Source organism: Pseudoalteromonas sp. Z9A6 (genome assembly GCF_011378805.1).
Taxonomy (GTDB): Bacteria; Pseudomonadota; Gammaproteobacteria; order Enterobacterales; family Alteromonadaceae; genus Pseudoalteromonas; species Pseudoalteromonas distincta.
In genome coordinates, this window is the sequence record NZ_WTKZ01000003.1 from 61,711 (window position 1) to 76,978 (window position 15,268).

Below are 15,268 nucleotides of genomic sequence, written 5' to 3' on the forward strand. Positions count from 1 at the left end.
AGCTAATTACCACTATCTAAGTTGTATTTTGGTTTTTCGTGCTTAATACCTTTAACTGCCTCAGCAACTTCTGCTGGCATATATTCTTCGTCATGCTTTGCGAGCACTTCAAATGCTTCAATAACATTAGGTTCGATTAATACGCCCTGCGCTACAATGCCTTGCCCCTCACGAAACAAGTCTGGCAATATGCCTTGATAACGCACGGTCACTAATGGACCTGTATCAATTAGCTTAAAGCTTACTTGTAAGCTCTGTTCATTACGCTCAACCGTGCCTGGTACAACCATGCCACCAATACGTAGCTTTTGGCCAATGAATGGTTTTTCTTTATTAGGCCCTTTGCCATCAATAAGTTCGCTTGGCGTATAAAAAAGATTAATATTTTCTTGAAGTGCATAAAGCACTAAACCAATTGATCCACCAATACCAAACAGTACGGCAATAATTACCAATAGGCGCTTTTTACGTCTTGGATTCATGAGGCTTGTTCCTGTTTAGCTTTTTTAATTCGCGCTTCACGTATTATTTGCTGCTCAACTGAAGCCATAATACGTTTAGTATCTCTTAAAGAGTTCACTAAAATACCAAGTAAAATAAGAGCGCATGTACCAAAAGAAAGCCAGATATAAAACCCATAGCCTCCCATTGCAATAAAATCAGAAAAAGAGTCAAACTGCATAATTACCCCTTATTTAACAACAAACGCACCCACGGTCGGTGCTTTTCGCGTTGTAAAATTTCATTTTTAAGACGAATTAAAGTCACTGTTCCTACAAAAGCAGCAAAAGCTAAAATATTAACCATAAGTGGCCAAAACATACTTGGGTCTATTGCTTTGGTGTCTAGTTTTGTAATGCTTGCGCCTTGGTGTAGCGTATTCCACCACTCAACAGAGTAATGAATAATAGGTAAATTAATTACGCCCACAATCGCTAAAATAGAAGCCGCACGCCCTGCTGACTTCTTATCTTCAAATGCATGGTAAAGCGAAAGCACGCCAAGATATAAAAATAATAAAATAAGTTCAGACGTTAAACGCGCATCCCATACCCACCAAGCACCCCACATAGGTTTACCCCATGCAGCGCCAGTAATAAGCGCTATAGCAGTAATACAAGCACCAACAGGCGCTATAGCAATAACGGCAAGTTCGGCATTTCGTAGTTGCCATACAAGTGCAACAACAGCTGCAATAGCCATTGATGAGTAAGCCCCCATAGACAAAATGGCAGAAGGAACATGAATAAAGATGATACGGTAGCTGTCTTTTTGTTGGTAATCGGCAGGTGAAAAACCAAGCCCCCATACCCATCCAACAATCATACTAACTACAGTAACTACGGCAAAATAAGGCAGTAACGTATTGCATAACTGGTATGCACGCTCTGCTTTAGCATAGGGATGTAACCACTTCCACATTAACTTACACTCACTTTTAAAGCTGACGATATGGCAATTGGTGCGCTAATAATAGCAATAAGTAACATTGCACCAAGGATGGCAAGCTGCCCACTATAATCCAGCGACATGGTGCTGGTATCGATAGCCGACGTTGCAAAAATCAAAACAGGAATATACAAAGGCAGTACGAGTAAACTCATCAAAATACCCCCTTTTTGTAGCCCCACAGTAAGCCCTGCGCCTATTGCGCCAATAAAGCTCAATAGTGGTGTGCCTAATAATAATGTTAAAACAGTCGCTGTTAACGCCGTACTTTCTAGGTTTAACAACAATGCAAACAGCGGCGTCATTAATACAAGCGGTAAACCTGTTACCACCCAGTGAGCGGCTACTTTAGCAAGTACGGTTAACGATAATGGATAAGAGGACGCAATTAGCTGCTCCAATGAGCCATCGTTAAAATCATCTCTAAACAGTTTATCCAAGCCCAGCATGGTAGAAAGTAATGCGGCAACCCAAATAATTCCCGGTGCCATTCTCGCTAGTAAGCCAGGCTCAGGCCCGATTGCTAACGGAAATAATGAAATTACAATTAAGAAGAACAAAATAGGATTTACAATTTCAGCGCGCTGGCGAAACGCAAGTTTTACATCTTTGGTAAATACCGCACTAAATAGCAACCAATAAGAATGTTGACGAGTCATTAGTGACGATACTCCAGTGTAACCGTTTGCAAGTTACTAAAATGGGTCGTTAAATCTTGGTGGGTCGTTAACAAAATAGCTCCACCGTTTAGTAAGTGCTCGGTAAATCGCTGCTGTAAAAAGGCAACACCGCTTTTATCAAGCGCGGTAAATGGCTCATCAAGTACCCATAATTTAGCATCACTTAACCAAAGCCTAACCAAAGCTACACGTCTTTGTTGTCCAGCAGATAACATTCTAACCGGTACATCTTCAAGTCCAACAAGGCCAAGTTGCGCTAAAATGGGATACAAGTCAGGCTGGTTTATGTAGCCATTAATTTGTAACCAGTGACGAACATTTTCAACTGCACTAAGCTGAGTATTTACACCTGTTTTGTGGCCTATAAAGAGTAGTTCTCTGGCATACTCTTCGTAATACTTAGATATAGGCTGTTCTTGAAATAAAACAGTTCCTTCATCAGGCACAGAAAAGCCTGCGATAATACGCAATAGCGATGTTTTACCAGCCCCATTAGGACCCGCTAATTGCATGATTTGACCGCTATTAAGGCTAAAATTAAGATCCGCAAACAAACAACGATCTTGCTTGATGCAGGTGACGGACTTAATGTGTAACAAGATGACGATTCTCTCTGCCAAAAATTAGGCGTTAGTCTACCATAATGATAGGGTAATACGAATATTGCTTTAAAATCGATTCACTTAAAATAGAGAAAACTTGATTTAAAATAATGAATACGCCAACGCAAATAACATTATCTAATTCATTGGTTATCAATCAATCGACAAACCCTCAAACCAATGAGTTATCGCAATTACCTAATGAGGTGCTTGCGGCTAAAAACATTCAATTTTCGAAAGACTCGATTACGCTTGATGTATTTATTGATAAACATTGGCAAACATTAAGACTTGGCACTACAAGCGCACCTCAAAATTTACAAAAAATAGCCAGTGCTAACATACAACTTAGTCCCGATGGCAAACAGCTCAACATCACGCCAAACACTACAACCCTTACTTTAAATCAACCAGTACAATTACAGCGTTTATTAAATTATGTAAGCACGGGCACTGAGGTACAAAGCAAACCAATGGATTTACAAGTGGTTATGTCCCCTACCCCAAAATTAGTAATTGATAAACTTAACGCCAGTATTGCCATAAATAAAGACGTAGCGCAGTTACTTTTAACTGAGCAGCCTTTAAAAGTAGTTGTTAGTACGACTAACAAAGGCGCACAGCTTAATGTTATTAATCGCTTTGCAGATACAATTCATACGCAACCACTTAGCCAAACTAAACTTACTAAATTACTCGTGGCCTTATTACCTAGTGCGCAACTTCAAGCAACACCTAAACTAGCTATTTTGACTCATCCTCAAAAGTCAGGTTCGTTTACAACGCCTATTACTAATCAACAAGTTAGTGAGCTACCTAGCACGCCCATTAAGGTAAATTTAATAAATCAGGCTGATAAATTACTTATTAAAACCGATACTAATAATATAAAAGTGACGCTTAATAACTCATTTTCTAAACCGTTTAACGAGTTACTTTTAGCTCAAAAAAGCAGTGTCTCTGAAATACATTTTTCTGCGTCCACTATTAAAGCAAGCCCACTGCTTACACCTGATAGCCCAATAAAGTCGTGGCTACAAAATAGCTTTAGTGATTTAAAAACGCGAATTAATGATGCAGTTAAATATTTTGAAAGTAAGCCCTTTGCAGCAGCAAATAAATCTGAGTTAATGCCGCCGTCTGCATCATCTGCGATACAAAGGCCGGGCTTAGTTATGCAATTAACAGTATCACCGTTAAATAGAGTGAACATTACCCAAAATGTAAGTACTGCGTTAAATAGTAATACTAGCAATACTTTACCAGAGCACTTTTCAAGACTCCCACCACTTGTACAATTAACTCAGCAAATAAAAGGAAGTGTTAGTGTTTGGCAATCACCTTCAAACACAGCAACAACCTACACGCCAATAACAAATAGCATTACTCAAAATGAAGTGGCGAGCGCTAAGCTAAGTAATTTAAAAGCAAGCCAATTAAAATCCCTTATTACTAGTGAAAACAGTAAATCGAACACCTTGCTTAACCCTACCAATGAAGTAGTCACTAAAGGACTTACCACCTCCTCAGCACAGCTTGCAATAAACGATAACAATCAAAACAACACAAGCACAGTGAACACTAAAAGCATTACCTTGTTAACTGAGCCGTTATCTAATGCGCCCTCTCGTAGTCAAATGCTACAACCAATAGAAGCAAAACTATTAAGTACATTATTAAAGCTTCCTGATGCCACAACCCCTACAGATAGGCTGGCTTACAATAAACAACTTTTAAGCAGTCAAATTACTGATATTACAAATAAGGCAACAAAAGACACCCCTGATTTAACTCGCTTAATTAATCAAGCATTTAACCGTATGGTTTCAAGTAATAACATAAACCCTGCAACCATACAGCGTGAGATACTTGCTACTTTACAGCCCACTCAACTAGCGGGTGATATGCTGCAAAGTAGTTTCACTAAAGGGCTTGAGCAGGTGGCTGTGAGTATTTTAGCTGCGCCTCTGATTAGCCAATCCGTAACGCCTATCAGTTTTAATAATCAAACTGGCTTAGATGCTCTCTTACAAGTACTTATACCTACTTTTAAAATGGGTAACACGGGAGCAAAAATGCTTGAACAGCTTCAACAAGCTCAAGTACAAGCTTTGGCCAGCGAAATCGTACACGTTAAAAACACACTTACCCAAGTAAGTGTCTCAACACCAAATCAACAGTCAGACACAAACCCGCTTGCACAATTTTTATTACCGATGAGATTACCTCCAGAAGCAGCCCAAACAGAAATAACACTTGGACAGTATAAAAAGCCAAGCGCCGGTAAATTAGAAGATAAAAATGTATGGTTTGTCAGATTAAACTTTGATTATGCCCAACTTGGGCAGCTACAAATTACTGCAGAGTTAATGGATAAAGCACTCGATTGCCAGCTATTAGCCTCGAGCCAAGAAGTAAGTGCAATTGCTCACCCTCACTTAGATAATTTAAGATCAAAACTAGCTAAACATGGCTTACAAGTTGGCGAGCTCAATTTAAGGCGAGGCGATGCCAACAATCAGGCATTCTATAAATCTCACGCAATTATTAATATTAAGGTTTAGCTATGAGTGAAACACCGATTAATAAATCGGCCATTGGGCTTTTGTACGAAGCTGGTAACACACCCACTGTAAGTGTTAAGGGGTTTGGTGAATTAGCTGATGAAATAATAGCTGCGGCTAAACTAAAAGGAATTATGATCCACGAAGATGCAGCACTTGCTAAAACGTTGTCGCATTTAGAGTTAGGAGAAGAAATTCCTAAAGAGCTTTATTATGTTATTGCAGAGCTTATTGCGTTTTCGTATGTATTAAGAGGTCAATTTCCGCCAGGTTGGCAGAATTTTCAAGGTAAGTTAAATATTAAGGCTTGAGCCAATTTATCCGCACATAAAAAAAGGCGCTAAGCACCTTTTTGTTTATGTAATGAAAATAGTAATTCGGCTTCTGCTCGTGGTAGTTCGCACTCGCGTATTACTTCATCAAGGTCTGCACCTAACTCAACCATTTTTACAGCACGAGAGTAAATTTTAGCATCAGGGTCATCGTATTTTTGCGCCGCTTGCTGTTGCATTAAATCTTGGTTTTGTTGTTCGACTTCAAGCACTCGCTTACCAATACTTAAGAGCCCGGTTCTAATCTCCGAAATTTCACTGCGCAAAATATGAGTCTGCTCAGAGCTATCTTTAAGCTGCTGCGATACAGCATTAATTTCATTCGCGTGTTTATTTTTTAATGCAATAATTAACGCCAGCGATATAAGTCCTACCGCTAACGCTGATATAGCTATACTAAGTAACACCATAATTTATTTGGTAAAGCTTATATATCGCTTAACTCATCCCATTCGTCATCACTGAGTAACTTATTTAAATCAACCAAAATCAGTAATTCATTATCGCGATTACAAACACCTTGAATAAACTTAGCGCTTTCTTCAGTACCAACATTTGGCGCACTGTCGATTTCAGAGCTGCGCAAGTAAACTACTTCCGATACGCTGTCGGCTAAAATACCAATAACTTGCTCTTCTGCTTCAATAATTAAGATGCGAGAGTTGTCAGTTGCATCAGCAGCTAGCAAACCAAAACGTGCGCGAGTATCAATAACGGTAACAACGTTGCCGCGTAAGTTAATAATACCAATCACATATGAAGGCGCACCTGGTACAGGAGCTATCTCTGTATAACGAAGTATTTCTTGTACTTGCATTACATTTACGCCGTAGGTTTCTTCCTCTAGCTTAAACGTAACCCACTGTAAAATTTCATCGTTATTATCTGCGTTTTTATTTGCTGACAGTAATTTATCTTGATTCATGCTATTACCCCGTAATGGTCATTACTACTGACGGCTATCTAAGCCTTTCTCTAATAATATATTTAAATTATCTACGTCTATCAAAGCACACATTTTTTCTTTTATAACGCCAGCAAGCCATGGGCGCTTGCTTTTATTTGTACGCCATTTTACATCTTCTTTACTCAATGTAATGTTATTTATCAACTTCTCAGCTAATAAACCCCACTGGCTATCACCTAATGTAATCAAATATTGATAATCTAAAGATGCCTCTAATTTATCATCATATTTTTCTGGCATAACCCAACGCGCAGTATCAACAACATTAAGCTTTTCTTCTCTGTTGAGCATAACGCCTTTAAACCATTTTGGCTTACCAAACAAATGATTTACTTCACCTAATTGATGTATTCCACCTAGTGCTTTTAATGGCACAGCCAAGGTCAAGCCAGCAACTTCAAAAAATAGTGCCTGAAATTCACCATCAAAATAGTCTGATTGGCTAGTAGTTACAATCTCCAGCTCTGGCTTTTCTATAGTAGTAATTGCAGGTGCTATTACTTCCTCGTCAACCACTTCATTAACTTTTTCGGTTTCAAACGCTGGCTCAGCTATTGGCTCAATTTCAACATTGAGCAAGTCATTATCAAATGTGCTCTCTGCTGCTTTTAATTGTTCTTTAGGTTTTGAATGAATATGCTTGTGTTGTGAATCATCAGGGATTTGCTCAAGTAATTTTGCAACTGGCTCAAGGTTATCTACAGGCTCATCTTCACATAACAAAGCCCCGAGGTATTGTTTCATTACTTTTTCATTAGCAAACAATTGCTTACTCATTCATTAACCTTGTTCAATTAAATATTCTAGCAGTGCTTTATATGCGTATACACCGCGTGAGCGAGGACAATACTCTACAGGTACTTTTTGTGCAAAGCTTGCATCTCTAAATTTGGTATCCACCGGTATCACACCTGGCCAGACTTTATCACCATATGTACTTTGCAATGTTTTGTATGCCTCTAACGATGCTTTGGTACGTTTGTCGTACATGGTAGGAATTATAGTATATTGATAATCTTTTGCTTGAGAGGATTGCATCAAATCCATAGTACGCATCATTCTATCAAGCCCTTTGAGTGCTAAAAACTCCGTTTGCACCGGTACTAAAATTCGCTCACTTGCTGCAAGCGCATTGACCATTAACACCCCTAAAACTGGAGGGCAATCTAAAATGGCATAATCGTAATGTTCGCTAATTTTTGCAAGCGCTTTTTTTAGTATTAACCCCATCCCTGTTTTATTACCCATACTTCGATCAAGCGTAGCTATTGCCATAGTTGCAGGTAAAATATCCAGGTTTTGGAGTGTTGATGGACACAAAGCTTGGAGTATCTCTTCACTTTGCATACTTGTTCCACGCGCAAAAATATCGTACACACTGACTTCTAAATCCTCGGAGTCAATGCCAAAGTAATAAGTGAGTGACGCATGAGGGTCTGTATCTATAAGCAATACACGCTTGCCTTGTAATGCCAAAATACCGGCAAGACTCACTGCGGTAGTTGTTTTACCAACCCCCCCTTTTTGATTAGCGACAGTCCAAATTTTCACATTACATCCTAATTACTGTTCATTGCGCGTTGTTATGCGAATACCACCATGAGGCAAACGAATTATTTTTATTGTATCGTCATCTGAAGGAAGCTCAATTTCAGGTTCAACCACTGCAGGCTCATCAGTTTGCTCGTCACTTTTAACCTCTTGTTTTGGCGGTAATCCATACTTAGAAAGTGCGATAACAACTTTACGATTTTCTGCGCGCCCTTGTTCTGTATCGTTACTTACAAAAGGTGAATATTGGCCATAACCTTCTATCGCCATTCTAGCTGAATTAATGCCTAATGCTTCCAGCTCTACTAAAATTGACGTGGCTCTAGCTACCGACAGTTCCCAATTTGAGCGAAATATTTCATTACGAATACTTTCATCATCAGTATAACCTCGTACTCTTACATAGTTATCTACTGGTGCAATAATATCTTTAACAATCTTGACGACCTGTTTTGCTCGAGAGTGTGCAACTGAACTACCACTTGAAAATAACATACCTGAGCTTAGCTCTATAATCAGCCAATCTTGGTTCAGCTCTAAACTGGCTTCTCCATCACGGATTTCATCAATAAGCGCTGACTGTAATTTAATTAATAAACTATCAAGAGGTTTGCCTAAATACTTTTGCTGGATGTTGCTTGTATCACTTTGGCCGTCGAGTAGCTCAGGACCTTGCTCTTCTTTTAATATACTTTCGCCATAAAGAACTTCTTGTTCAGGTGTCACTCTATCTGTCAATATTCCATTACCGTTGACACCTTCACCTTGCTGGGAGTATTGGCGAGCTGACTTATCAAAAACCTGTTCAAGGGAATCTGACAATATTTGGAATTGTTCTTCTTTATTAATCGCTATCGCATACAGAACCACAAAAAAAGCAAACATAATAGTCATATAATCGGCATACGATACAAGCCAACGTTCGGTATGTTGACTTTTAGCAGCAGAGTGACGAAGTCGTCGGCGTAACATGTTATTCGTCCACTAAATTAGGGCGCTCTACACGATAGGCTTCAAGCTTTAATTCTATATTTACTGGGCTTTCACCTATGCTTATTGCAATAACGCCTTCAGCAAGCATTTCATGGTAAAGCATTTTTTGCTCTACACGCTGTTTTAACTTATTTGCCATAGGTAAAAACAATAAATTAGCTAAACCAACACCATAAATGGTCGCAATAAATGCCGTTGCAACGCCGGCGCCAAGCATTTGTGGATCGGTAATAAACGACATTGCCTGTATTAAGCCAAGCACCGCACCTAAAATACCAATGGTAGGGCTGTAACCCCCCATTGCTTCATAAACACGCGCGGCTTCAAGCAAACGATCACGCTCTAGCAGTAAATCAATTTCAAGCGTGTCACGTAGTTTTTGCTCTGAGCAGCCATCGACAAGTAAGCTTAAACCTTTTGCTGCATACGCATCTGGGTGAGCTAAGGCTTCATTCTCAAGCGCTAAGTAACCTTCTTGACGTGCTTTATGAGACCATCGTTTAACTTGCTCTATTGCGTCTTCAATATCGTATTGTGGTGCAACAAAAACCCACGAGCTCATATTTAGCATCTTTTTGAATGTGCTAGCAGAGGTTTGCAACATAACAGCGCCAAGCGTGCCACCTAGTACAATAATAAGCGCAGGGCCATTAAATAAAGCTGAAACAACACCGCCTTCTAAAGAATAACCTAGACCTATTGCACTAAGTGCTACCAATAGTCCAAATATTGAGAGTTTATCCACAACCTACCTCTCTCATTATACGCGCTGCAACATCGCTCAATGCTAAGCTTTCACTTGAAAGCCCCGCATTAGCAATGGCTTGGGGCATTCCATAAACGACACAGCTTTTCTCATCCTGTGCCCAAATAGTTGCCCCCGTTTGTTTTAACATTCTTGCACCATCACGACCATCAGCGCCCATACCTGTTAAAACAATAGCAAGTACATCGCCTTGATACGTTTTAGCTGCACTAGCAAACGTTACATCTACGCTTGGTTTATAACTTATTCTCTCGCTATGATCTTCAAATACGCGCAGCGTTCTATTTGCTCCACGCCCCTCTACCATCATCTGCTGTCCGCCAGGCGCTAAATAAGCAGTTCCTGGTTGTAAACGATCGCCTTGTTGTGCTTCTTTCACTTTTATTTGGCACAAACCGTTTAAGCGCGCTGCAAACGCGGGTGTAAATGCAGCTGGCATGTGCTGTATAAGTAAAATAGGGTGAGGAAAATTAGCAGGCAATTGAGTCAATATAGTTTGCAAAGCAACAGGACCACCTGTAGAAGTACCAATAGCTAAAAGTTGATATTGTTTTCCACTTGCTCGCATTGAGGTAACATTTGAACTTGTCGATGCAGCAGGCGCAGCTCTTTGAAAGCTTCTACCAGGCTGCTTGGTTTGAGTTGTTGATGTGCTTGCTCTTTGCGAAAGTGAACTTGTTGGTTTAGTTGAAATGGCTGGTTTAACTGGTGTTGCCGCTCTAAATGTTCGCGGTAAACGTCTTCGCCCTATATCTTTTACTTTACTTTGCAAAAGCTTAATTGCATCTTCATTATTGCGCGCAATATCTTCAAATTTTTTCGGTAAAAAATCCATTGCGCCAGCATCTAACGCATCAAACGTTGCTGTTGCACCATCACGTGTAAGTGATGAAAACATTAAGATAGGAGTTGGGTTACTCGCCATTATCTCTTTAACTGCGCTAATACCATCAAGCACAGGCATTTCGACATCCATGGTGATCATGTCAGGACGCAATTGAGCTGCTTTCTCAACAGCCTCTCTGCCATTAACAGCAAAGCCTATAACTTGTATATCGCTATCTTGCTCAAGGATTTCGCTTACTCTACGGCGAAAAAAGCTTGAATCATCAACAACTAAAACTTTAACGGCCATTTAGCTCTCTTATTAAATTTATGCGTAGGTATATATTAAATATATACCTACTTTATTATTAGCCTGCGTAATGTTTTAACATGTTTGGAACGTCTAAAATCAGTGCAATGCCACCATCCGAAGTTATTGTAGCCCCTGCCATACCTGGCGTTCCTTGAAGTAACGCATCGAGCGGCTTAATCACTACTTCTTCTTGGCCAATCAATGAGTCAACAACAAAGCCTATTTGTTGCGTACCAATTTGTACAATAACGACGTGACCTTTAGATTTTCGCTGAGAACGATCTGAGCCTTTTACTAACCAATGCTCAAGGTAAAATAACGGTATCGCCTTTTTACGCACAATAATTGTTAATTGCCCATCAACTACATTCGTCTTCGTTAAATCCAAATTGAATATCTCACTAACACCAGCCAGTGGTAACGCAAATGTTTGTGCGCCAACAATGACCATTAATGTCGGTAATATAGCCAAGGTAAGTGGTACTTTTATTTCTAAAATAGTACCGACACCAAGTTCAGACTGAATGCTTACTGAGCCATTAAGTTGCGTGATCTTAGTTTTAACTACGTCCATTCCTACACCACGGCCTGAAATATCAGATATTTCTTCTTTTGTAGAAAAGCCAGGTGCAAAAATCAGGTTATATGCTTCGGTGTCAGAAAGTCGACTCGCTTGGTCATGATCGAGTACGCCTTTACTAATTGCAATTTTTTTCAGTTTTTCAGCATCCATACCTGCACCATCATCTTTGATGGTTAGCAAAATATGGTCGCCCTCTTGAGACGCTGATAAAGTAACATTACCTGTTCTAGACTTACCTGCAGCTTCACGGACAGCGGGCATTTCAATACCATGGTCAACTGAGTTTCTAACTAAATGCACAAGTGGATCTGCAAGTGCTTCAACTAAGTTTTTATCTAGATCGGTTTCTTCACCAATAAGCTTTAAATCAATATCTTTATTTAAGCTACGTGCTAAGTCGCGTACAACGCGAGGGAAGCGACCAAATACTTTCTTAATTGGTTGCATTCGCGTTTGCATAACCGCACCTTGAATATCCGCAGTCACTACATCTAAGTTAGAGATTGCTTTACCCATCGCTTCACTGTCTGAGTTAGTCGCTAAACTAACCAAACGATTTCGTACAAGAACTAACTCACCAACCATATTCATAATTTGATCGAGTCGTTTTGTATCTACGCGAACGGTGGTTTCTGCAGCTGGTGGCGCTGATTTTTTTGGAGCTGCTGCTGGTGGTGCTTTAGCTGCTGGCTTCTCTGGCGCTTTTTCAACTGGTTTTGGAGTAGGAGCTTTAGCTGGCGCAGCTTTTTTTACTGGTTCACTCACTTGTTTAGCTGGCGGTGAAACAGGTTCAGGTTGTTTTGCAGCTGGCGCACTTTCTATCGATTTAGGAGCAGTACCTTTACCATGAAGTTCATCAAGAAGCGCTTCAAATTCGTCATCACTAATTTCATCATCTGATGAATTAACTGTATTTGCCGCTGGTGTAGCTGGTTCTACAGGTGTTTTATTGGCATCATTTTGTTCAGGTTTGCTAGTAACTTCACCAAAACTGCCAACACCATGTAACTCATCTAATAAGCTGTCAAATTCATCATCAGTAATATCACCATTAAAATCACTACTACTACTTGCTACTGGTTTTTCAACTGCAGGACCTTGTCCTTTACCGTGTAGCTCATCAAGTAAGCTTTCAAATTCGTCTTCAGTGATTTCATCTATTTCAGCATCGCTAACCGAAGGCGCTCCGCTAAATAGTTCATCAAATGCAAACGGATCTTCATCATCAGCTACCGGTGTATCCACCACTTCATTATGAGGTTGTTCAACCTCTGTTTGTGAAGAGGCTTCATTGGCTTCGGCTTCTGTTGGAGGTAGACCTAAGATATGAAGAGTATGAAGTAATTCAGGATCTGCAGGTTCAGGCTTGTCTCTGTTTTGGATAGTCGCAAACATCTCATTAATGGTGTCTAGTGCTTGTAAAATAACATCCATTAACTCTGAGTTGACTGTTCGCACGCCTTGACGTAGTAAATCAAATACGTTTTCAGCACCGTGACAAGCATCAACAAGCTCTGTCATAGCTAAAAAGCCTGCACCACCTTTTACAGTGTGAAAACCTCTAAATATAGCGTTTAGTAACTCGGTATCTTCTGGATTATTTTCCAGCTCAACTAACTGTTCAGATAAAAGCTCTAGGATTTCTCCAGCCTCTACAAGAAAGTCTTGTAAAATATCTTCATCGACTTCAAACATGCAGTTACTCTCCTCTTAGAAGCCCAAACTTGATAAAAGATCATCAACTTCATCTTGATCAGATACAACATCATTACGCGATTCTTTATCAATAATAGGGCCTTCAGGACCTGCTAAAGTTTGTGTGGCAACTGGTTCTTTTATTTTTTGTTGTTCTACTTTATTCGCGGTGCTGTTACTGTCGTCTTGTTCAGCAAACGCAGTTAAAAGATGCAGTAAACTTTCTTCTACTTCCCTAACAAGTTCAATAACACGGCGAATAACTTGACCTGTTAAGTCTTGATAGTCTTGAGCCATTAATACATTTGTCATTAAGTTTTGAAGCTCATCAGTCTTATGATGAGAGTTGTTCATAAACTTATCGATGCTATGGCAAAGTTGCTTAAACTCACCAAGCTCAATCTCGCGGCTCATTAAACGATCCCATGTCGGTTTGATATGAGATATTTCGTCCGCTAACTGTTGGGCTATAGGAAGACTCGCTTCCACTGCATCCATTGTTTTATTAGCCGCATTTTCTGTCATTTCTATAACATAATTAAGCCGCTTTTTAGCATCTGGAATCGCATCTGTCGTTATATCAGTTAAGCGAGTATCAAGCTCAAAACTTTTAAGAGCTTCGTGCAGTTGACGAGTCAACTTTCCAACTTCAGCAAATAATTCAGATTGCTCTTTAGAAGCAGCCTCTAAAATCAACTGATTTGCTTTGTCTTGCTCATCATTTTCTAAAAAAACAACGAGCTGACGAGCTTGTTCTAACGTTATTTGAGGCGCAGCTGGTGCTGGCATAAGCCTCTCCCCCATCATTAGCCTAAGCGTTCAAATACTTTTTCTAATTTAGTTTTTAATGTTCCAGCCGTAAATGGCTTAACAATATAACCATTCACGCCAGCTTGCGCCGCAGCTATTATTTGTTCTTTTTTAGCTTCTGCCGTTACCATTAATACAGGGATATGTTTTAACTTCTCGTCTGCACGTATTGCTCTTAAAAGATCAATACCCTGCATTCCAGGCATATTCCAATCCGTAACTACAAAATCAAACACTTGATTTTGCAACATAGGCAAAGCTGTAGACCCATCATCAGCTTCTTGAACGTTAGTGAAACCTAAGTCACGTAACAGGTTTTTTATAATGCGTCTCATCGTTGAAAAATCATCAACTACAAGAATTTTCATGTTTTTATCCAAAACATCCCCCAGTGAGGTATTAACCTTTGTTTACTTACTACTAATTTATCCAGTCATTGATTTTAGCTTTAAGCTTAATCATCGCCTGACCATGTATCTGACTTACACGCGATTCACTTACATCGAGTATATGTCCTATTTCTTTTAAATTCATTTCATCGTTGTAGTACAAAGAAAGCACCATTGCATCACGCTCTGGTAATGACTTAATTGCACTTAGCAAAGACTCATTAAACCTATCATTTTTAACATTATTAAAAGGTTTATCTTGTGCTAAATCTTGGCCTACAGGAGTAATAACATCCTCATCTACACCAAGGTCTTCAATGCCTAATATTTTACTCGTATTCGCATCATTTAAAATATGATGGTACTCATTGAGCGAAATTTCAAGTTTTTCAGCAACTTCTATGTCCGTTGGTTCGCGGTTCAGACTACTTTCGAGCTCAGTAATTGCTTCTGCAACTTGCCTGTTTTTACGGTGAACTGAACGAGGAGCCCAATCACCACGGCGCATTTCATCAAGCATAGCACCGCGAATACGAATACCTGCAAAAGTTTCAAAGCTTGCGCCTTTTGTTGCATCAAAGTTTTTCGAAGCTTCTATTAAGCCTATCATTCCTGATTGAATTAAATCATCAAGTTGAACGCTAGGTGGTAATCGAGCAATTAGATGACATGCCACTTTTTTAACAAGTGATGCATGCTTCTCAACAATCACATTTAAATTTTGTGTTGATTGATATCCCATAGCTCTA

At 39.6% G+C, this 15,268-nt stretch carries 18 protein-coding genes; 2 read left to right on the top strand and 16 right to left on the bottom strand.

Going from position 1 to position 15,268, the window contains the following annotated elements; all coding sequences use genetic code 11:
* Nucleotides 1-2: 2 nt before the first annotated feature.
* Genes ccmE through ccmA form a run of 5 tightly spaced genes read right to left on the bottom strand, consistent with a single transcriptional unit; the run spans nt 3 to nt 2,728 of the window.
* Complete coding sequence (gene ccmE, locus GQR53_RS01820) at nt 3-482, bottom strand: cytochrome c maturation protein CcmE (RefSeq protein WP_007585848.1); 480 nt, start codon at nt 480-482, stop codon at nt 3-5.
* Nucleotides 479-682 (bottom strand): heme exporter protein CcmD, encoded by a 204-nt coding sequence (gene ccmD / locus GQR53_RS01825; protein ID WP_007585846.1) that lies wholly within the window; start codon nt 680-682, stop codon nt 479-481. The genes ccmE and ccmD overlap by 4 nt, the downstream gene beginning before the upstream one ends.
* Before the next feature lie 2 nt (nt 683-684).
* Entirely contained in the window at nt 685-1,422 is a 738-nt protein-coding gene (locus GQR53_RS01830; RefSeq protein WP_024606198.1) for a heme ABC transporter permease, read from the bottom strand.
* Nucleotides 1,422-2,108 (bottom strand): heme exporter protein CcmB, encoded by a 687-nt coding sequence (gene ccmB, locus GQR53_RS01835; protein ID WP_002959286.1) that lies wholly within the window; start codon nt 2,106-2,108, stop codon nt 1,422-1,424. Before ccmB ends, GQR53_RS01830 begins: the two co-directional genes overlap by 1 nt.
* On the bottom strand, nt 2,108-2,728 hold the full coding sequence (ccmA, locus tag GQR53_RS01840; protein WP_076915300.1) for a cytochrome c biogenesis heme-transporting ATPase CcmA: 621 nt from the start codon (nt 2,726-2,728) through the stop codon (nt 2,108-2,110). The genes ccmB and ccmA overlap by 1 nt, the downstream gene beginning before the upstream one ends.
* Nucleotides 2,729-2,841: 113 nt before the next feature.
* On the opposite strand from ccmA, the gene GQR53_RS01845 reads away from it, so the two are divergent.
* Together GQR53_RS01845 and GQR53_RS01850 are read left to right on the top strand one after the other, a co-directional pair.
* The gene (locus tag GQR53_RS01845) at nt 2,842-5,295 is read left to right on the top strand and encodes a flagellar hook-length control protein FliK (protein WP_024606200.1); all 2,454 of its coding nucleotides are present in this window, start codon (nt 2,842-2,844) and stop codon (nt 5,293-5,295) included.
* A 2-nt stretch (nt 5,296-5,297) separates the two neighbouring features.
* The gene (locus GQR53_RS01850) at nt 5,298-5,606 is read left to right on the top strand and encodes an EscU/YscU/HrcU family type III secretion system export apparatus switch protein (protein ID WP_024606201.1); all 309 of its coding nucleotides are present in this window, start codon (nt 5,298-5,300) and stop codon (nt 5,604-5,606) included.
* 29 nt (nt 5,607-5,635) lie between these two features.
* On the opposite strand, the gene GQR53_RS01855 is transcribed toward GQR53_RS01850, so the two are convergent.
* Genes GQR53_RS01855 through GQR53_RS01905 form a run of 11 tightly spaced genes read right to left on the bottom strand, consistent with a single transcriptional unit; the run spans nt 5,636 to nt 15,261 of the window.
* Nucleotides 5,636-6,037 (bottom strand): DUF2802 domain-containing protein, encoded by a 402-nt coding sequence (locus tag GQR53_RS01855; RefSeq protein WP_024595394.1) that lies wholly within the window; start codon nt 6,035-6,037, stop codon nt 5,636-5,638.
* A 17-nt stretch (nt 6,038-6,054) separates the two neighbouring features.
* Nucleotides 6,055-6,552, bottom strand: a complete 498-nt coding sequence (locus GQR53_RS01860) for a chemotaxis protein CheW (protein ID WP_002959294.1) — start codon at nt 6,550-6,552, stop codon at nt 6,055-6,057.
* 24 nt (nt 6,553-6,576) lie between these two features.
* On the bottom strand, nt 6,577-7,371 hold the full coding sequence (locus GQR53_RS01865) for a chemotaxis protein CheW (protein ID WP_024606202.1): 795 nt from the start codon (nt 7,369-7,371) through the stop codon (nt 6,577-6,579).
* A gap of 3 nt (nt 7,372-7,374) precedes the next feature.
* Nucleotides 7,375-8,145, bottom strand: coding sequence for a ParA family protein (locus GQR53_RS01870; protein WP_002959298.1), 771 nt, complete (start codon nt 8,143-8,145; stop codon nt 7,375-7,377).
* A 12-nt stretch (nt 8,146-8,157) separates the two neighbouring features.
* On the bottom strand, nt 8,158-9,117 hold the full coding sequence (locus tag GQR53_RS01875) for a flagellar motor protein MotB (protein WP_165742702.1): 960 nt from the start codon (nt 9,115-9,117) through the stop codon (nt 8,158-8,160).
* A 1-nt stretch (nt 9,118) separates the two neighbouring features.
* Entirely contained in the window at nt 9,119-9,883 is a 765-nt protein-coding gene (locus tag GQR53_RS01880) for a flagellar motor protein (protein ID WP_024606204.1), read from the bottom strand.
* Nucleotides 9,876-11,039 carry a chemotaxis response regulator protein-glutamate methylesterase gene (locus GQR53_RS01885; RefSeq protein WP_165742703.1) on the bottom strand — a complete coding sequence of 388 codons (1,164 nt, stop codon included), beginning with the start codon at nt 11,037-11,039 and terminating at the stop codon, nt 9,876-9,878. The genes GQR53_RS01880 and GQR53_RS01885 overlap by 8 nt, the downstream gene beginning before the upstream one ends.
* 58 nt (nt 11,040-11,097) lie before the next feature.
* On the bottom strand, nt 11,098-13,320 hold the full coding sequence (locus tag GQR53_RS01890) for a chemotaxis protein CheA (protein ID WP_165742704.1): 2,223 nt from the start codon (nt 13,318-13,320) through the stop codon (nt 11,098-11,100).
* Between the two features lie 15 nt (nt 13,321-13,335).
* A complete protein-coding gene (locus GQR53_RS01895) occupies nt 13,336-14,109 on the bottom strand; it encodes a protein phosphatase CheZ (RefSeq protein ID WP_165742705.1) in 774 nt (257 codons plus the stop codon).
* A gap of 17 nt (nt 14,110-14,126) precedes the next feature.
* Nucleotides 14,127-14,510, bottom strand: coding sequence for a chemotaxis response regulator CheY (cheY, locus tag GQR53_RS01900; protein WP_004588308.1), 384 nt, complete (start codon nt 14,508-14,510; stop codon nt 14,127-14,129).
* 40 nt (nt 14,511-14,550) lie between these two features.
* Nucleotides 14,551-15,261, bottom strand: coding sequence for an RNA polymerase sigma factor FliA (locus GQR53_RS01905; protein WP_002959310.1), 711 nt, complete (start codon nt 15,259-15,261; stop codon nt 14,551-14,553).
* Nucleotides 15,262-15,268 lie beyond the last annotated feature (7 nt).